The sequence below is a fragment of the Bacillus sp. GZB genome (genome assembly GCF_001975995.1).
Lineage (GTDB): Bacteria > Bacillota > Bacilli > Bacillales > Bacillaceae > Bacillus > Bacillus velezensis.
The window spans coordinates 1-17,377 of sequence record NZ_MTQG01000022.1; the positions used below are offsets into that span (position 1 = coordinate 1).

Sequence of the window (17,377 nt, forward strand, 5' to 3'; positions counted from 1 at the left end):
ACTCTCAATGGTTTGGTGGCGATAGCGAAGAGGTCACACCCGTTCCCATGCCGAACACGGAAGTTAAGCTCTTCAGCGCCGATGGTAGTCGGGGGTTTCCCCCTGTGAGAGTAGGACGCCGCCAAGCTATATTATGGTAAAGGCAGCTCATCATGAGTTGCCTTTTTTGTTTTTGAATAAAAACAAAACAAACACCGAAATACGGAAACACCCATATACTAATTGCAAACTTCAAAAAGGTCCAAATTGTGTATACAATCAACAGCTTAAGGGAAGGCTATTCATACGGAGGTGGGCAAAATGAATGAAACGTCCAGCCATGAAGAAACATGTATTGTGTGTGAAAACAAAAAAAGCAGGGGAATCCATATTTATACGAAATTTATATGTTTAGAGTGTGAGAAGAAAGTAGTTTCCACTCCGACCTCTGATCCAAATTATGAATTTTTCGTTCGTAAACTGAAAAGCCTTCATACACCGACGTTATATTCTTAACCCTGAAAAGGGTCTTTTTTTTGCCTGAAATCAGAGGAGTTTTTACACTTTTTATAAAAGAACTGATACGATAAGAAGAGGAACTTGTTTAGACATGGAATGTAATAGATAATACTGATAAAAGTGAATAAATAGGAGTCGATCAAGTATGAAACCGTTTATTCAATATATGAAATGGACGCTTTGCGGCAGCACAGTTTTTGTATTAGCGGGGATAACCTTCTTTACGATAGGGCATCAGCCTTTTCTGTATTCGCTTTTATACGGGGCGGCCGGCGGAGCCGCTGTCAGTGCGGCCGGCCTGTGGAATGCGAAGCGTCTCCTTTTAAAAAAACACCGGCTGACAAGAAAAGAATATGCTTATATCAAGGAAAATCTTGAGGAAGCAAAGGGTAAAATCATCCGATTACGCAGGGCGCTTTTTCGCTCTAAAAGTATACAAATGCTGAAGCAGAATGCAGAGATACTGCGGATAACCCGACGAATATATCTGCTCACAAAGCAAGAGCCGAAGCGTTTTTATCAGGCAGAGCGTTTCTATTATCAAACGCTTGATTCTGTTGTGGAACTGACGGAAAAGTATGCTCTGCTCTCCTCACAGCCGCGAAAAAATAAAGACTTATCAATGTCCTTGAGTGAGACGAGGATGACTCTAGCAGAGCTTTCCAGAAGGCTGGAAGAGGATCTTCATGAACTGATGAAGGAGGACATCGACGACCTGCACTTTGAATTAGATGTGGCAAAGCATTCACTGAGAAAATAGGAAAGGAAGAAGGAAATGGCCAAAGACCGTTCCGACGACAGCATGGGCGCCCAAAATGACCAGACCCCTCTTAAGCTTGCAGATACGCTGCCGGAAGAAAAAAGAGAAGCGGCACTTCGGCTCGCTGAAAAACTGGACCCTGAGAACATGCAAAGCATTGTTCTGTTTGGTTCACAGGCGCAGGCGAATCTTCTGGAATTTTCCCACACGATGATAGAGCACGTGCAAAGAAAAGATGCAGGAGAGATGGGACAGATACTGGCTGATTTGATGCTGAAGCTTGACCAGGTCAACCCTGATGATCTGCAGATGAAGAACAAAGGGTTTTTCGCCAGGCTGTTTAAAAGGGTGTCCGGTTCTGTACAGGAAGTGCTTTCGAAATATCAAAAGACAAGTGTGCAGATTGACCGTATCAGCAGAAGGCTGGAACATTCTAAAAATGTGCTGTTGAGTGACAATAAATTGTTAGATGAGCTGTACGCCCAAAATAAACAATACTTTTCTAATTTAACTATGTATATAGCAGCGGGGGAATTAAAATTAGATGAGCTGAAAACAAAGCTGATACCCGAAGCGGGAAGAAAAGCCGAATTACAAGAACACAATCAAATGGCCGCGCAGGAAGTGAATGATCTTCGCCAGTTTGCCGACCGTCTGGATAAGAGGGTGCATGATCTGCTGCTGAGCAGGCAGATTACGCTTCAGAGTGCGCCGCAAATCCGCCTGATTCAAAACACGAATCAGGCACTGGCAGAGAAAATTCAGTCCTCCATTGTTACGGCTATTCCTTTATGGAAGAATCAAGTCGCCATCGCGCTGACGCTTATGAGGCAGCGGAGTGCGGCAGATGTGCAGCAGAAGGCGGCGGATACGACAAATCAATTGCTGCTGAAAAACGCTGAACTTCTGAAAACAAGTACAGTCGAGACCGCCAAAGCCAATGAGCGCGGACTTGTTGAGGCAGAAACCCTCAAAAAAGTGCAGGAAAGCTTAGTCAGCACACTTGAAGAAATCATGTCTATTCAAGAAGAAGGCAGGATGAAACGCAGGCGTGCCGAGGAGGAGCTTGTTATCATGGAAGGCGATTTAAAAAAGAAGCTGCTTGATATGGGGGCCGGCCGGGATAACGGCTAGATGGCAAAAGTCTTAGCTTTAAGTTGGCTCGCAGTCACGATATAATAAGAAAGACAGGCAAAGGATTTGTTTAAAAATGGACACACCTTTATATACAGCGCTGATGAAGCATGCGCACCGAAATACGTATTCTTTTCATGTTCCGGGACATCACAATGGAGATGTCTTTTTTGATGAAGCCAAATCTGTATATCAATCTCTTTTATCTATTGATATGACTGAGATCACGGGTCTTGATGACTTGCATCACCCGACGGGGGTCATTAAGGAAGCGCAGGATTTGGTGAGCAGATTTTACGGCTCTCAGGAAAGTTTCTTTCTCGTCAATGGAACGACCGCCGGCAATCTGGCGATGATTTTAGCTGTTTGTGAACCGGGTGAACCCATTCTGATCCAGCGTAATTGTCACAAGTCTGTTTTCCATGCGGCGGCATTGGCCGGAGCCAAGCCGGTTTATTTGGCGCCGGAAATCGATGAAAACATGCATGTGCCGGCACATGTATCCCTTTCAGTCATCGAAAAAGCGCTGGCGTCATACCCGAACGCGAAAGGACTTGTTCTGACCAATCCGACTTACTACGGGCATGCCGCCGATTTGACTGCGGCAGTTAAAAAAGCCCATTCATACGGCGTTCCTGTACTGGTAGATGAGGCTCATGGGGCTCACTTTGTGTTAGGGCAGCCTTTCCCGCCTTCATCATTGGCTATGGGGGCGGACGCCGTTGTTCAATCGGCTCATAAAACGCTTCCGGCTATGACGATGGGGTCTTACTTTCATTTGAACAGCACCAGAATTGACAGAGATCGATTAACTTATTATATAAGCAGTTTGCAAAGCAGCAGCCCGTCATACCCGATTATGGCATCTTTAGATACGGCGCGCGCTTATGTGCAGGATATTGCTGAAAAAGGGACACTTCCCGTTCATATGGAGCACATTGAGAAAATCAAACGAAGATTCGCATCAATTTCTTCTATTGAAATAATCGAGCCTTCCGGATATGGGCTGCGGGCGGACCCGTTAAAATTAATTCTTCGGTCAAAGCTCGGACATTCCGGCTATTCATTACAACGGATTTTGGAGAGTGAAGACATTGTTGCCGAGCTGGCTGACGAGTACCAAGTATTGCTCGTACTGCCGATAGGCGGCCGGCGGATGATAGAACAGGCAACCGTAAGAAACATACAGCAGAAACTGGAGAATACACCGCTCGATAAATTGCCGGATGCCGTGAAATGGACATTTCCGTCCATATCGACACTTGAATACCCGCAAAATGAGATGCGGAAGTTTAAAAAAGAGCTTACAGATATAAATAAGGCTGCCGGGCGCTTGCATGCGGGGAACATTATTCCTTATCCGCCGGGAATTCCGCTGATCATGGACGGAGAACGGATAACAGAAGAGATCGTACAAAAGCTTTCTCGTTTAATCGGCATGGACACGCATATTCAAGGCTTGTTAAACGGGGAACAATTACTTGTCTATATAGAAGAGGAGAAATCATGAGCGGTTTATTTATAACATTTGAAGGTCCTGAAGGTGCAGGGAAAACGACTGTGCTTCAGGAAATGAAAGAGATTCTGTCGGCAGAGGGGCTCCCGGTGACAGCGACAAGAGAACCGGGCGGCATCGACATTGCGGAACAGATCAGAGAAGTGATCTTAAATAAAAACAATACACTGATGGATGCAAAAACGGAGGCGCTGCTTTACGCTGCGGCGAGAAGACAGCATTTAGCCGAAAAGGTGCAGCCTGCATTGAAAGAAGGCCGCATTGTGCTGTGCGATCGTTTCATCGACAGTTCGCTGGCTTATCAAGGCTATGCGAGAGGGCTCGGCATTGATGAAGTCCTTTCTATTAACCAGTTTGCAATCGGCGATACGATGCCTGATGTCACCATCTATTTTTCTATTGAGCCGGAAGAAGGGTTGAAACGGATTACGTCGAATGATTCAAGAGAGAAGAATCGTCTCGATCTTGAGGCCCTGCACTTTCACACAAAAGTACGGGAAGGATACCAAAAGGTCATGCAGCGTTTTCCGGAAAGATTTCATACAATTGACGCTTCGAAAAAGAAGGAACTCGTCATTCAGGACGCACTTAAAGTGATAAATGAAGCATTGAAAAAAATTCAGTTGTGACCTGTTTCTCATAAGTTGCTATAATGAATGTAACGACAATGTTCTTTCCAACCTAAAGGGGGCCTAGAGAATGAAACTAATAGTGGCAGTGGTGCAGGATCAGGACAGCAACAGGCTTTTGAAAGTATTAACCGACCACAACTTCAGGGTGACGAAGCTTGCGACAACAGGCGGATTCCTTAAATCAGGCAATACGACGTTTATGATCGGGGTGGAAGATATCCGTGTCGATAAAGCGCTCAGCCTTATTAAAGAGAATGGCTGTAAACGTGATCAGATGATTGCCCCGGTATCCCCGATGGGCGGGAATGCGGATTCCTACGTTCCATATCCCGTCGAAGTGGAAGTCGGCGGAGCGACGGTCTTTGTCCTCCCGGTCGATGAATTTCATCAATTTTAAGGATTTGACGACGTGAAAATAAATTCTGACTTACGTACATTTATTGAGAAAAAGCAGCAGCCTGCTTATAAAGCGGCAGAGCTTTCCGGAACATTTAAAAGTTCAATGGACAGCCAAAGCAGTAAGCTGAAATTTGATCAGCTGAGCAGGTTCTTAACGGATATAGAAACGTTCGGGAAAAGGCTGACGAAGTCGAGAAACTTCAAAGACTTAGCGAAATTCAAAGGATTGGTAAAACGTTTTGTAAAAGAGGCCGTAGACAGCGGATTATCGCATGAGACGGAGAAAAGCTTTGACCTGTACGGCAGCAGCCGGACTCTGGGGCTTGTGAAAGAAATAGATGAAAAACTGCTCCAGCTGACAGAAGAAATGTTAGATCAGGAAAAACCGGCAATTGATTTGCTGGATCGAATCGGAGAAATAAAAGGTTTATTGATTAACCTTTACACATAGAGAGTGATACAATGGCAATATCATGGAAGGAAATGACCGGGCAGCAGCCCAGAGTGATGCGGCTTTTGCATAACAGTATTGAAAAGAAAAGGCTTTCTCACGCATATCTGTTTGAAGGTAAAAAAGGTACGGGCAAATTGGATGCCGCACTGCTTCTCGCAAAAAGTTTTTTTTGCCTTGAAGGCGGGACTGAGCCTTGCGGGGAGTGCCGGAACTGTAAGCGCATCGAATCCGGAAACCATCCCGACCTGCATGTGGTTCAGCCCGACGGATTATCCATTAAAAAGGCTCAGATCCAATCGCTTCAGGAAGAGTTTTCTAAAACAGGACTGGAATCGCATAAAAAGCTGTACATTATATCCCATGCGGATCAAATGACGACAAATGCGGCAAATAGTCTGCTGAAATTCTTAGAGGAGCCGAGTCAAGACACCATCGCAATTCTGATTACTGAACAGCTCCACCGAATACTGGATACCATCGTTTCGAGATGTCAGGTTCTTCCGTTCCAGCCGCTTCAGCCGAAAGCCATAGAAGAAAGGCTGATTGAACAGGAAGTGGGCCCTCACATGGCCCGGCTCTTAGCAAATATGACAAATAATATTGCGGAAGCAGTCGAATTAAGTCGAAATGATGAGTTTGCAGAGTCCAGAGCGAAAGTGATAAAATTGTATGAAGTCTTACATCAGCGGAAAGGACATGCCTTTTTCTTCATTCAGGATCAGTGGGTGCCCTTTTTCAAAGAAAAAACCCATCAAGAAATGGGTCTTGATATGCTCTTATTGATATACCGTGATGTATTATCCATCCAAATTGGAAATGAAGATAAACTGATTTATCAAGACTTATTCCAATCAATAAAACAGCATGCGCTGCAATTTACACAACAAAGCGTTACGAACCAAATTCTCGCTGTTTTAGAAGCAAAAAAACGGCTTCATTCCAATGTGAATGTGCAGGGATTAATGGAGCACTTGGTGTTAACGTTGCAGGAGGGATAAGCTTGTACAACGTAATAGGCGTCCGCTTTAAAAAAGCGGGAAAAATTTATTACTTTGATCCGAACGGATTTGATATAGAACAAGACAGCTGCGTCATTGTTGAAACCGTAAGAGGTGTCGAATACGGGCAGGTTGTCATCGCAAATAAACAAGTGGACGAGCATGATGTTGTGCTTCCGCTTCGAAAGGTCATACGCGTTGCTGATGAACGCGATCTTCTCATTGTAGAAGAAAACAAACAGGAGGCCCTGTCCGCTTTTGAAGTCTGTCAGAAAAAAGTGGCTGACCACGGCTTAGATATGAAGCTGGTTGATGTTGAGTTTACATTTGACCGCAATAAAGTCATTTTTTACTTTACAGCAGACGGACGGGTTGATTTCAGGGAATTGGTCAAAGACTTGGCTTCTATCTTTAAAACGAGAATCGAATTGCGCCAAATCGGGGTGAGGGACGAGGCGAAAATGCTCGGCGGTATCGGACCATGCGGGAGAATGCTTTGCTGCTCCACGTTCCTCGGCGATTTTGAACCGGTGTCCATCAAAATGGCGAAGGATCAAAATTTATCGTTGAACCCAACGAAGATTTCCGGTCTGTGCGGCCGTTTGATGTGCTGTTTGAAGTACGAAAATGATGAGTATGAGACGGCAAAAGAACAGCTGCCGGATTTAGGCGAAATGATTACGACGGCAAACGGCCCCGCAAAGGTTGTCGGTCTTAATATTCTGGAACGGGTGCTTCAGGTGGAACTGAAGAATCGTGAAAAAGTGATAGAATATACTTGGGAAGAGCTCTTGGAAGAGGGCGTCGTATCCGCACAAACCACAGATTAACGAGGTGTGGAACCTTGGATAAAAAAGAGTTATTTGATACTGTCATAAACCTGGAGGAACAAATCGGTTCGCTGTACCGTCAGCTGGGTGACTTAAAGCAGCATATCGGCGAAATGATTGAAGAGAATCACCATCTTCAGCTTGAAAATAAGCATTTGCGTAAGCGGCTTGATGACACGACAGAGCAAATTGAGAAATTCAAAGCTGATCAGAAAGAAACAAAAACACAGAAGGCAGAGCAGAGTGATATAGGAGAAGGGTACGACAATCTGGCCCGGCTGTATCAAGAAGGCTTTCATATTTGCAACGTCCATTATGGGAGCGTCCGCAAGGGAGATTGCCTTTTTTGTCTGTCCTTCTTAAATAAAAAATAAGGAAAAGGCTTCCGCTGATGTCGGAAGCCTTTTTCAAAGAGTGCCGAAAGGAATAAGATTATGGTTTCATTACGTGATGATGAAAGACTGGATTACTTATTAGCAGAGGATATGAAAATAGTACAGAGTCCGACGGTTTTCGCTTTTTCATTAGATGCCGTGCTGCTGTCTAAGTTTGCATACGTTCCGATTCAAAAGGGGAACATCGTTGATTTATGCACGGGGAACGGCATTGTGCCGCTTTTGCTCAGCACAAGGTCAAAAGCCGATATCACCGGCGTTGAAATTCAGGAACGCTTGTATGATATGGCGCTCCGAAGCGTGGAATACAACGGGCTGGGCGGTCAGATCAGTCTCATTCATGATGATCTAAAAAATATGCCGGAAAGACTCGGACATAATAAATATGATGTTGTCACCTGCAATCCGCCTTATTTTAAAACACCGAAAGAGGCGGAGCAGAACCTGAACGAGCATCTCAGAATCGCAAGGCACGAAATTCTTTGCACGCTTGAAGATGTGATTTCCATCAGCAGCAAACTGCTGAAGCAAGGCGGAAAAGCATCTCTCGTTCATCGGCCGGGGAGGCTTTTGGAAATCTTTGAATTAATGAAAGCGTACCGAATAGAACCGAAACGGGTTCAGTTTATTTATCCGAAACAAGGTAAAGAAGCGAATACCATTTTGGTTGAAGGAATTAAAGGCGGCCGCCCTGATCTCAAAATTCTTCCCCCGCTGTTCGTATACAATGAACAAAATGAATATACGAAAGAGATCCGCACGATTTTATATGGAGACAAATAGTCATTTCTTTTATGTGCTGCTGTGCAATGACAACAGTCTGTACGCCGGTTATACAAATGATCTGCAAAAACGGCTGAAAACCCACAATGAGGGAAAGGGCGCGAAGTACACAAGAGCGCGGAGGCCGGTTTTGTTATGCCATGCGGAATCATTTGAAACAAAACGGGAAGCGATGCAGGCGGAATACCGTTTTAAACAGCTGACCCGAAAGAAAAAAGAGCAATATATAGAAGAAAAACGACGCAGCAAGGAGGCTGTATATGTTAAGACGCCAGATGAGTTTTAACGGAAAATCTGAAATGGGAACTCTGTACCTTGTTCCTACACCGATCGGCAATTTGGAGGACATGACCTTTCGTGCAGTAGAGACGCTGAAATCGGCCGATGTCATAGCTGCCGAAGATACGAGACAGACGAAAAAGCTGTGCCATGTTTATGACATAGAAACATCTCTCATCAGCTATCATGAACATAATAAAGAAAGCAGCGGCCATAAAATCATTGAATGGCTGAAAAGCGGAAAGAATGTGGCATTGGTCAGTGATGCCGGCATGCCGACAATTTCCGACCCGGGGGCTGAGATTGTGAGAGATTTCACCCAAATCGGCGGATATGTCGTTCCGCTTCCGGGTGCAAATGCGGCATTAACCGCGCTGACCGCATCAGGCATCACCCCGCAGCCGTTTTTCTTCTACGGATTTTTAAACAGACAGAAAAAAGAAAAGAAGAAAGAACTCGAAATCCTGAAAAAACGGCAGGAAACGATGATATTTTACGAAGCGCCGCACAGATTAAAAGAAACATTAACAGCAATGCATGACGTTTTGGGTAATCGAACCATCGCCGTCACGAGAGAATTAACGAAAAAGTACGAGGAATTCATCAGAGGAACCATCGCCGAGGTGATTGAATGGGCAAATGAAGATCAAATCCGCGGTGAGTTCTGTCTCGTTGTCGAAGGAAATCAAACCGCAGAACCGGATGAAGATGAAAAGCCTTGGTGGACGGAGCTTTCTGAGAAAGAGCATGTGGAGCATTACATAAACGAAGGAGCATCTTCCAAACAGGCCATAAAACAAACAGCGGTAGATCGGGGCGTTCCGAAACGCGAGATTTATGACGCTTATCACATTCAATCATAAAAAAAACCGTTCTTGTATCGTAACAAGAACGGTTTTTGTATGAAATAGCTTATTTTTGGTTTTGAAGCTGGTTTTGAATTTCAGAGATGATTTGCTCAGCGCCTTCTTTGCTGAGTACCAATTTGCCGCCGGCAAGTTTAAGGTTATCATCAGAAACTTCACCAGTTACTTGGCAAGTCATGTTTGGTTTATATTTTTTAAGGATGATTTTTTCATCATCAACATAAATTTCAAGAGCGTCTTTTTCTGCGATGCCCAGTGTACGGCGAAGTTCGATAGGGATAACTACGCGTCCAAGTTCATCAACTTTACGTACGATACCAGTAGATTTCATTAACAGTCTCCTCCCGAGAGATAATTATTTTGTAGTTTATATTTTTCTTCGTCATTATTCGACAAAATTCCTTACATTCCTAGCATAACAAGGTTTCCAATAATCGTCAATCTTTTTGTTTACTATTGATTGTAAGAATTAGTTCTTATAGTAAGTAAAGCCTTGGAAATCCTGAAATAACAGGCTTTTTGACTGCTTTTTCGAACCTATTATCCTACTGAAAATCCTTTTAAATCAAGACTTTCGAACCAAGATGTTTTATATTAGTAGATTATATACGACAAATTTCGACATGTTAAGACTTTTTTTAATTTCAATAAAAATTTTTAATTTTATTTACTCTTTTACGCGCAGTACGTATATATCCTTGATCTTAAAGGCTAAGATGGTATCATAGATAGAGGACAAATATCAATATTGTATATCAAATAAAACCGCTCTCGTCCTTTGGGCGTGAGCTTTTCGACATTCTGAATGGGAGGTTGCAACATGCCGCAAGACAATAATACTTTTTATATTACAACCCCGATATATTATCCGAGCGGAAAATTACATATCGGCCATGCTTATACTACCGTGGCCGGCGATGCGATGGCGCGTTACAAAAGATTAAAAGGATTTGACGTACGCTACTTAACCGGAACGGATGAGCACGGACAGAAAATCCAGCAGAAAGCGGAGGAAGAGAATATAACGCCTCAAGCTTATGTGGATCGTGCAGTTGCTGAAATCCAAAAACTATGGAAGCAGCTCGACATTTCTCACGATGATTTCATCCGGACGACGGAAAGCCGGCACAAAGAAATTATCGAGAAAGTGTTTCAAAAACTTCTTGATAATGGTGACATTTACCTGGATGAGTATGAGGGCTGGTACAGCATCCCTGATGAAACATTCTATACGGAAACACAGCTGGTGGATGTGGAAAGAAATGAGAAGGGTGAGGTTGTCGGCGGAAAAAGCCCTGACAGCGGCCACCCGGTCGAATTAATCAAAGAGGAGTCATACTTCTTCCGCATGAGCAAATACGCAGACCGCCTGCTGAAGTTTTATGAGGAAAATCCTTCTTTCATCCAGCCTGAATCACGCAAAAATGAAATGATTAACAACTTCATTAAACCGGGGCTTGAAGATTTGGCCGTTTCCAGAACGACGTTCGACTGGGGCGTAAAAGTGCCGGGAAATCCGAAGCATGTCGTGTATGTATGGATTGACGCACTGTTCAACTATATTACAGCGCTCGGTTACGATACGGAAAATGATGAGCTTTACAAAAAGTACTGGCCGGCTGACGTCCATCTTGTCGGTAAAGAAATTGTCCGTTTTCACACCATTTACTGGCCGATTATGCTGATGGCGCTTGATCTCCCGCTGCCTAAGCAAGTATTCGCACATGGCTGGTTATTGATGAAAGACGGAAAAATGTCGAAATCAAAAGGAAATGTCGTTGATCCGGTAACGTTAATTGAACGCTACGGCTTGGATGAACTTCGCTATTACCTGCTTCGCGAAGTACCGTTCGGTTCAGACGGTGTCTTTACGCCGGAAGGTTTCGTAGAACGGATTAATTATGACTTGGCGAACGACTTAGGAAACCTTCTGAATCGTACAGTCGCAATGATCCAAAAATATTTTGACGGCGAGATTGGTTCATATGAAGGAAATGTGACCGATTTTGATTCAGAGCTTTCTTCTGTAGCCGGTGAAACGGTTAAAGCTTATGAAAAGGCAATGGAAAACATGGAGTTTTCAGTCGCCTTATCAACGCTATGGCAATTAATCAGCCGTACGAACAAATATATTGATGAAACTGCTCCGTGGGTGCTTGCTAAAGACCAGGAAAAAGAAAAAGAATTACGTTCTGTCATGTATCATTTAGCTGAATCTTTACGTATCTCAGCCGTATTGCTCCAGCCTTTCTTGACACAAACGCCTGAAAAAATGTTTGCCCAGCTCGGAGTTGAGGATCAGTCTCTAAAAGCTTGGGACAGTATTCAGACATTCGGCCAATTGAAGAACACGAAAGTGAAAAAAGGGGAACCGCTTTTCCCTCGTCTTGAAGCTGAAGAAGAAGTAGCTTACATCAAGCAAAAAATGCAAGGAACTGCTCCTGCTAAAGAAGAAAAGGCGGAAGAGCCGCAAGAAGCAGAGCGTCTTCCTGAAATTACGTTTGATCAATTTATGGATACAGAACTTCGCGTTGCAGAGGTCTTGTCCGCAGAGCCGGTGAAAAAAGCAGATCGGCTGCTGAAATTGCAAATTGATCTGGGCTTTGAACAGCGCCAAGTTGTATCAGGTATCGCAAAGCATTACACACCGGATCAGCTTGTGGGAATGAAGATCATTTGTGTAACGAATTTAAAACCGGTAAAACTGAGAGGCGAGCTTTCTCAAGGAATGATACTGGCAGGAGAATCGGACGGCGTTCTCAAAGTTGTAGCTGTCGACCAGTCATTACCGAAAGGCACTCGAATTAAATAAATAGATGCAAAAGGTGTTTCACGTGTAACATTCCGTCGAACACCTTTTGTTTTTCAACAAGAAAGGAGTTTTTATGATGCTTTTTGATACACATGCGCACTTAAATGCCGAGCAATTTGACACAGACTTAGAGGAAGTCATTGCGCGTGCAAAGGCTGAAAAAGTTGAACGGATCGTCGTTGTCGGATTCGACAAACCCACTATCACGCGTGCGATGGAGCTGATTGAGGAATATGACTTTATATACGCTGCGATCGGCTGGCATCCGGTAGACGCAATTGACATGACAGAGGAAGATTTATCATGGATTAAGGAACTGTCCTCTCATGAAAAAGTCGTGGCAATCGGAGAGATGGGCCTTGATTATCACTGGGATAAATCACCAAAAGACGTTCAGAAAGAAGTATTCCGGAAACAAATCGCTCTCGCCAAAGAAGTGAACCTTCCAATTATCATTCATAATCGTGATGCAACGGAAGATGTTGTCACAATTTTGAAAGAAGAGGGAGCGGAAGAAGTCGGCGGTATTATGCACTGCTTTACGGGGAGCGCGGAGGTTGCGCGGCAGTGTATGGCTATGAATTTCTATATTTCATTCGGCGGACCGGTTACCTTCAAAAATGCGAAGAAACCAAAAGAAGTTGCAAAGGAAATTCCGAATGACCGTTTGCTGATTGAAACTGACTGCCCTTTCCTGACACCGCATCCTTTCCGCGGCAAACGAAATGAGCCAAGCTACGTAAAATATGTTGCTGAACAGCTCGCCGAATTAAAAGGACTGACGTATGAGGAAATTGCCTCAATTACAACCGAAAACGCAAAAAGACTTTTCCGCATGAACTGACAGAATGCGCTGTCATAACGTGTAAAAGCTTGTCCGATTCAGTGGATATGTAAAACGGTTCTACAAGCTTCCTTCTCCTCATAAGATAGGTTGTCGATATGTCTCTCTTCCTTTTTTTGCTTTGTTTTTGCATAATGAGGGATACGCTGAAGGTTTTTCATCTTCGAGATGGGAGGGTTGACAGCATTTTAGATACTCTATATAATCTCTCCGAGGAGAAGGAGGCGTTTTTCATCACACAAAAAATGAAAAAACTGTTTTCCGTAAAGCTTGGTAAAAGCAAGGTTATTCTTATTGCAGCTATTATTCTGCTGGGCGGAACCGGGACTGCATACGGGGCACATGAGCTCTCAAAACAATCAGTTTCTGTTTCCATCAACGGCAAGAAAAAGCAAATACGCACTCATGCAAAAACGGTTGGGGAACTTCTGGAAGATTTACATATAGAGACGAGAAATGAAGACCGGATTACCCCGTCTAAGCAGACAGCATTGGCAGACAACATGAATGTCGTGTATGAAGCTGCAAAGCAGATCCGTGTGACAAGAGGCGGAGAAGAAAAGACTTTATGGTCAACGGCAAAAACAGTCGGCGCATTTCTGAACGAACAGCATACACCTGTGAATCAGCACGATAAAATAGATCCAGCAGCAGATACGAAAGTGACAAACGGCATGAAAGTCACGGTCGACCCGGCTTTTCAGGTCACTGTAAATGATGCGGGAAAGAAAAAGAAAATATGGACGACTTCGACTACGGTCGCTGACTTTTTAACGCAGCATAAGATGGACATGAAAGACGAAGATAAAGTAAAACCGGCATTACACGAAAAGCTCACAAAAAATCAGGCCGGCATACAAATCACTCGTATCGAAAAAGTCACCGATGTAGTTGAGGAAAAAATAGCGTATCAAGTGAAAGAAAAAGAAGATGCGTCTCTCGACAGCGGGAAAGAAAAGATCGTTCAAAAAGGAAAAGAAGGCAAACTTAAAAAGCATTTTCATGTTGTCAAAGAAAATGGAAAAGAAGTTTCAAGAAAGCTTGTTAAAGAAGAAACATCTGAAAAAAGCAAAGATCAGATCATTGCGGTCGGCACAAAGCGGCACAGTCCCAAGATTGAGCAGCTCAGTGCACCTGTGAAGGCATCTTCGGGCGAAACCGGATCTTCCGGTAAAGTGATTACCGTGTCTTCCACGGCTTATACCGCAAGCTGCAGCGGCTGTTCCGGCCATACGGCTACAGGCGTTAACCTGACAAGCAATCCGAATGCCAAAGTCATTGCGGTAGACCCAAGCGTCATCCCGCTCGGCACAAGAGTCCACGTAGACGGATACGGGGATGCTGTGGCCGCTGATACAGGTTCAGCCATTAAAGGAAGACGGATTGATGTCTTTTTCCCTGAAAAATCTTCAGCTTACCGCTGGGGAAAGAAACAGGTCAAAATAAAAATCTTAAATTAATTCCGATTCACTCAGAGGGTTTTGCGCCCTCTGTTTTTTTCGTTATAATAGGTAAAGTGTATTTTCAGTATATTAGACGTGACATGCAAGCAAAGGTTTCGTTTTGGATATAAAAAGTTTTTTTGGAGGAAGTAATGAAAATTAAAGAAATTATTGTAGTCGAGGGACGCGATGACACTGCGCGCATAAAACTTGCCGTTGATGCGGATACGATCGAGACAAACGGTTCCGCAATCGGAGACGAAGTCATCAGGCAGATTCGGCTGGCGCAGGAAACGAGAGGGGTCATCGTGCTGACGGACCCGGATTTTCCGGGGGAAAAGATCCGGAAAACCATTTCTGAAGCAGTACCCGGCTGTAAACACGCATTTCTGCCCAAACATCTTGCCAAACCGAAAAACAAGCGCGGCATTGGCGTTGAGCACGCATCCATTGAAAGCATCAGAGCATGTCTGGAAAATGTGCATGAAGAGATGGAGGCAAAGCCGAGTGAGATTTCAGCTGAAGATGTCATACAGGCCGGTCTGATCGGCGGACCGGCTGCCAAAAGACGCCGCGAACGATTGGGCGACCTGCTGAAGATCGGCTATACAAACGGCAAGCAGCTTCAAAAACGGCTGCAAATGTTTCAAATCAAAAGAAGTGATTTTATTGATGCGCTCGATGCTATGAGGCAGGAGGAACAGGATGAACAATAAAGATATCGCGACACCTATCAGAACGAAGGAAATTCTGAAAAAGTACGGTTTCTCTTTTAAAAAGAGTCTGGGACAGAATTTCTTAATTGATACAAATATATTGGACAGAATTGTGGACCATGCGGAAATTACGGATCGGACCGGAGTCATTGAAATCGGGCCCGGAATCGGCGCGCTGACAGAGCAGCTTGCCAAACGGGCGAAAAAGGTCGTCGCGTTTGAAATTGATCAGCGCCTGCTGCCCATTCTCAATGATACGCTGTCTCCATATGACAATGTAACGATCATTCATCAAGATGTGCTGAAAGCAGACGTAAAATCCGTCATTGAAGAGCAGTTTCAGGATTGTGATGAAATTATGGTGACGGCGAATCTCCCATATTATGTGACGACGCCTATCATCATGAAGCTATTGGAAGAACATCTTCCATTAAAAGGAATTGTCGTGATGCTGCAAAAAGAGGTCGCTGAGCGGATGGCCGCTGATCCTTCCTCTAAGGAGTACGGATCGCTTTCCATTGCGGTTCAGTTCTATACGGAGGCCAAAACCGTCATGACCGTCCCGAAAACGGTGTTTGTGCCTCAGCCTAATGTCGATTCAGCCGTCATCCGTCTCTTGCTTCGTGACGGCCCGGCGGTTGATGTCGATAATGAACCGTTTTTCTTCCAGCTGATTAAAGCAAGCTTCGCACAGCGCCGGAAAACCTTGCTGAACAACCTTGTGAACAATCTTCCGGACGGAAAAGAGAAAAAAGCTCAAATTGAAGAAGTTCTTCAAGAAACGAATATTGACGGAAAGCGGCGCGGTGAATCCCTGTCCATAGAAGAATTCGCGCTCCTGTCCAACGGATTGCATAAAGCCCTTTTCTAAGAGGGCTTTTTGTTTTGCGTCACCACTTGGACTGCCGCTACATAGGCTAGAGGAGAACCTTATTCATTCAACTGCAAGAAAAGCTTGAAACATCAAGCGCCGCAGCGGAAAGAGGTGTATTTGCCAAGACTTCTTTCATGATGAGGCTTAGTCTATTTGTGGAGTGGGTAACGTGCAATTTCAAATAGGAGATATGGTAGCCAGGAAATCCTATCAAATGGATGTTTTATTTCGCATTATCGGTATAGAACAAACAAGCAATGGAAATTCAATTGCCATCCTGCATGGTGACGAAGTCAGATTGATTGCGGATGCTGATTTTTCTGATTTGGAGCCTGTCAGAAAAGACGAACAGGCCATGAGAAAGAAAAGAGATGAAAGCAGGATGAATGAATCTCTCGAGCTGCTCCGCCAGGATTATAAGCTGCTTCGGGAAAAACAGGAATATTATGCGACAAATCAATATCAGCATCAGGAGCACTACTTTCATATGCCCGGAAAGGTATTGCATCTGGACGGCGATGAGGCCTATTTGAAAAAGTGCCTGAACTTTTATGAAAAAATCGGTGTGCCGGTATACGGAATTCACTGCCATGAGAAAAAAATGCCGGCATCAATTGACGAGCTGCTTGATAAATACAGGCCGGATATTTTAGTCATCACCGGCCATGATGCATATTCCAAGCATAAGGGTGACGTGAACGATTTAAGCGCCTACAGGCATTCCAAACACTTTGTCGAAACCGTTCAAAAAGCGAGGCGTAAAGTCCCTCATTTGGATCAGCTGGTCATATTCGCGGGGGCCTGTCAATCTCATTTCGAGTCTTTAATCAGAGCAGGCGCGAATTTTGCAAGTTCGCCGTCACGCGTCAATATCCATGCGCTTGACCCGGTATATATTGTCGCGAAAATCAGCTTCACCCCGTTTATGGAGCGGATCAATGTATGGGATGTCCTGAGAAATACGCTGACGAGAGAGAAAGGGCTGGGAGGAATTGAAACGAAGGGTGTGCTGCGTGTCGGTATGCCGTATAAATCAAATGGATGAGTGATAAAACCCGCATATATTTCGCTATGCGGGTTAATTATTTTACATATTGATACATAAATTTCCGGAACTTGTGAAAAATAACGCAGAAATCAATAGA

20 protein-coding genes and 1 rRNA gene are annotated in these 17,377 nt (G+C 44.2%); 20 read left to right on the forward strand and 1 reads right to left on the reverse strand.

Annotated features, from left to right (window positions below; all coding sequences use genetic code 11):
- Positions 1–11: 11 nt before the first annotated feature.
- From rrf to rsmI, 14 genes are all read left to right on the forward strand, one after another.
- Positions 12–127 (forward strand): 5S ribosomal RNA (gene rrf / locus BXO87_RS19875).
- A 173-nt stretch (positions 128–300) separates the two neighbouring features.
- Complete coding sequence (locus tag BXO87_RS19880) at positions 301–495, forward strand: sigma factor G inhibitor Gin (RefSeq protein WP_038456651.1); 195 nt, start codon at positions 301–303, stop codon at positions 493–495.
- A 148-nt stretch (positions 496–643) separates the two neighbouring features.
- Positions 644–1,258, forward strand: coding sequence for a 5-bromo-4-chloroindolyl phosphate hydrolysis family protein (locus tag BXO87_RS19885; RefSeq protein WP_038456654.1), 615 nt, complete (start codon positions 644–646; stop codon positions 1,256–1,258).
- 15 nt (positions 1,259–1,273) lie between these two features.
- Positions 1,274–2,392, forward strand: coding sequence for a toxic anion resistance protein (locus BXO87_RS19890; RefSeq protein ID WP_038456657.1), 1,119 nt, complete (start codon positions 1,274–1,276; stop codon positions 2,390–2,392).
- Between the two features lie 76 nt (positions 2,393–2,468).
- The gene (locus tag BXO87_RS19895) at positions 2,469–3,902 is read left to right on the forward strand and encodes an aminotransferase class I/II-fold pyridoxal phosphate-dependent enzyme (protein WP_038463551.1); all 1,434 of its coding nucleotides are present in this window, start codon (positions 2,469–2,471) and stop codon (positions 3,900–3,902) included.
- Complete coding sequence (tmk, locus tag BXO87_RS19900; protein WP_038463554.1) at positions 3,899–4,537, forward strand: dTMP kinase; 639 nt, start codon at positions 3,899–3,901, stop codon at positions 4,535–4,537. The genes BXO87_RS19895 and tmk overlap by 4 nt, the downstream gene beginning before the upstream one ends.
- Positions 4,538–4,607: 70 nt before the next feature.
- Positions 4,608–4,937, forward strand: a complete 330-nt coding sequence (gene darA / locus BXO87_RS19905) for a cyclic di-AMP receptor DarA (RefSeq protein ID WP_004264734.1) — start codon at positions 4,608–4,610, stop codon at positions 4,935–4,937.
- Positions 4,938–4,949: 12 nt separating this feature from the next.
- On the forward strand, positions 4,950–5,390 hold the full coding sequence (locus tag BXO87_RS19910; protein WP_004264730.1) for a YaaR family protein: 441 nt from the start codon (positions 4,950–4,952) through the stop codon (positions 5,388–5,390).
- A gap of 11 nt (positions 5,391–5,401) precedes the next feature.
- Positions 5,402–6,391, forward strand: a complete 990-nt coding sequence (gene holB / locus BXO87_RS19915) for a DNA polymerase III subunit delta' (protein WP_038456664.1) — start codon at positions 5,402–5,404, stop codon at positions 6,389–6,391.
- A 2-nt stretch (positions 6,392–6,393) separates the two neighbouring features.
- On the forward strand, positions 6,394–7,221 hold the full coding sequence (gene ricT, locus BXO87_RS19920; protein ID WP_004264723.1) for a competence/sporulation regulator complex protein RicT: 828 nt from the start codon (positions 6,394–6,396) through the stop codon (positions 7,219–7,221).
- 14 nt (positions 7,222–7,235) lie between these two features.
- Positions 7,236–7,595, forward strand: coding sequence for a replication initiation-control protein YabA (yabA, locus tag BXO87_RS19925; protein ID WP_004264720.1), 360 nt, complete (start codon positions 7,236–7,238; stop codon positions 7,593–7,595).
- 60 nt (positions 7,596–7,655) lie between these two features.
- Complete coding sequence (locus BXO87_RS19930) at positions 7,656–8,399, forward strand: tRNA1(Val) (adenine(37)-N6)-methyltransferase (protein WP_038456667.1); 744 nt, start codon at positions 7,656–7,658, stop codon at positions 8,397–8,399.
- A complete protein-coding gene (locus BXO87_RS19935) occupies positions 8,386–8,685 on the forward strand; it encodes a GIY-YIG nuclease family protein (RefSeq protein ID WP_038456669.1) in 300 nt (99 codons plus the stop codon). The genes BXO87_RS19930 and BXO87_RS19935 overlap by 14 nt, the downstream gene beginning before the upstream one ends.
- Complete coding sequence (gene rsmI / locus BXO87_RS19940) at positions 8,660–9,541, forward strand: 16S rRNA (cytidine(1402)-2'-O)-methyltransferase (RefSeq protein WP_038463560.1); 882 nt, start codon at positions 8,660–8,662, stop codon at positions 9,539–9,541. Before BXO87_RS19935 ends, rsmI begins: the two co-directional genes overlap by 26 nt.
- 49 nt (positions 9,542–9,590) lie before the next feature.
- On the opposite strand, the gene abrB is transcribed toward rsmI, so the two are convergent.
- Positions 9,591–9,881 (reverse strand): transition state genes transcriptional regulator AbrB, encoded by a 291-nt coding sequence (gene abrB / locus BXO87_RS19945; RefSeq protein ID WP_169510469.1) that lies wholly within the window; start codon positions 9,879–9,881, stop codon positions 9,591–9,593.
- A 483-nt stretch (positions 9,882–10,364) separates the two neighbouring features.
- On the opposite strand from abrB, the gene metG reads away from it, so the two are divergent.
- From metG to yabG, 6 genes are all read left to right on the forward strand, one after another.
- Positions 10,365–12,356 carry a methionine--tRNA ligase gene (metG, locus tag BXO87_RS19950; RefSeq protein ID WP_022552471.1) on the forward strand — a complete coding sequence of 664 codons (1,992 nt, stop codon included), beginning with the start codon at positions 10,365–10,367 and terminating at the stop codon, positions 12,354–12,356.
- Between the two features lie 76 nt (positions 12,357–12,432).
- Positions 12,433–13,200, forward strand: coding sequence for a TatD family hydrolase (locus tag BXO87_RS19955; RefSeq protein WP_032872179.1), 768 nt, complete (start codon positions 12,433–12,435; stop codon positions 13,198–13,200).
- A gap of 134 nt (positions 13,201–13,334) precedes the next feature.
- Complete coding sequence (locus BXO87_RS19960; RefSeq protein ID WP_023356663.1) at positions 13,335–14,660, forward strand: G5 and 3D domain-containing protein; 1,326 nt, start codon at positions 13,335–13,337, stop codon at positions 14,658–14,660.
- A 134-nt stretch (positions 14,661–14,794) separates the two neighbouring features.
- Positions 14,795–15,358, forward strand: a complete 564-nt coding sequence (gene rnmV, locus BXO87_RS19965; protein WP_004264696.1) for a ribonuclease M5 — start codon at positions 14,795–14,797, stop codon at positions 15,356–15,358.
- Entirely contained in the window at positions 15,348–16,229 is an 882-nt protein-coding gene (gene rsmA / locus BXO87_RS19970; protein ID WP_038456675.1) for a 16S rRNA (adenine(1518)-N(6)/adenine(1519)-N(6))-dimethyltransferase RsmA, read from the forward strand. The genes rnmV and rsmA overlap by 11 nt, the downstream gene beginning before the upstream one ends.
- Before the next feature lie 172 nt (positions 16,230–16,401).
- The gene (gene yabG, locus BXO87_RS19975; RefSeq protein WP_032872185.1) at positions 16,402–17,277 is read left to right on the forward strand and encodes a sporulation peptidase YabG; all 876 of its coding nucleotides are present in this window, start codon (positions 16,402–16,404) and stop codon (positions 17,275–17,277) included.
- Positions 17,278–17,377 lie beyond the last annotated feature (100 nt).

What these genes read in the sequence shown, in the direction of transcription:
- rnmV (WP_004264696.1), top strand. Translation starts at nt 14,795, where the DNA reads ATGAAAATTAAAGAAATTATTGTAGTCGAGGGACGCGATGACACTGCG.
- BXO87_RS19930 (WP_038456667.1), top strand. Translation starts at nt 7,656, where the DNA reads ATGGTTTCATTACGTGATGATGAAAGACTGGATTACTTATTAGCAGAG.
- darA (WP_004264734.1), top strand. Translation starts at nt 4,608, where the DNA reads ATGAAACTAATAGTGGCAGTGGTGCAGGATCAGGACAGCAACAGGCTT.
- metG (WP_022552471.1), top strand. Translation starts at nt 10,365, where the DNA reads ATGCCGCAAGACAATAATACTTTTTATATTACAACCCCGATATATTAT.
- BXO87_RS19935 (WP_038456669.1), top strand. Translation starts at nt 8,386, where the DNA reads ATGGAGACAAATAGTCATTTCTTTTATGTGCTGCTGTGCAATGACAAC.
- holB (WP_038456664.1), top strand. Translation starts at nt 5,402, where the DNA reads ATGGCAATATCATGGAAGGAAATGACCGGGCAGCAGCCCAGAGTGATG.
- rsmA (WP_038456675.1), top strand. Translation starts at nt 15,348, where the DNA reads ATGAACAATAAAGATATCGCGACACCTATCAGAACGAAGGAAATTCTG.
- BXO87_RS19960 (WP_023356663.1), top strand. Translation starts at nt 13,335, where the DNA reads ATGAGGGATACGCTGAAGGTTTTTCATCTTCGAGATGGGAGGGTTGAC.
- BXO87_RS19880 (WP_038456651.1), top strand. Translation starts at nt 301, where the DNA reads ATGAATGAAACGTCCAGCCATGAAGAAACATGTATTGTGTGTGAAAAC.
- tmk (WP_038463554.1), top strand. Translation starts at nt 3,899, where the DNA reads ATGAGCGGTTTATTTATAACATTTGAAGGTCCTGAAGGTGCAGGGAAA.
- rsmI (WP_038463560.1), top strand. Translation starts at nt 8,660, where the DNA reads ATGTTAAGACGCCAGATGAGTTTTAACGGAAAATCTGAAATGGGAACT.
- BXO87_RS19890 (WP_038456657.1), top strand. Translation starts at nt 1,274, where the DNA reads ATGGCCAAAGACCGTTCCGACGACAGCATGGGCGCCCAAAATGACCAG.
- BXO87_RS19885 (WP_038456654.1), top strand. Translation starts at nt 644, where the DNA reads ATGAAACCGTTTATTCAATATATGAAATGGACGCTTTGCGGCAGCACA.
- BXO87_RS19955 (WP_032872179.1), top strand. Translation starts at nt 12,433, where the DNA reads ATGCTTTTTGATACACATGCGCACTTAAATGCCGAGCAATTTGACACA.
- BXO87_RS19895 (WP_038463551.1), top strand. Translation starts at nt 2,469, where the DNA reads ATGGACACACCTTTATATACAGCGCTGATGAAGCATGCGCACCGAAAT.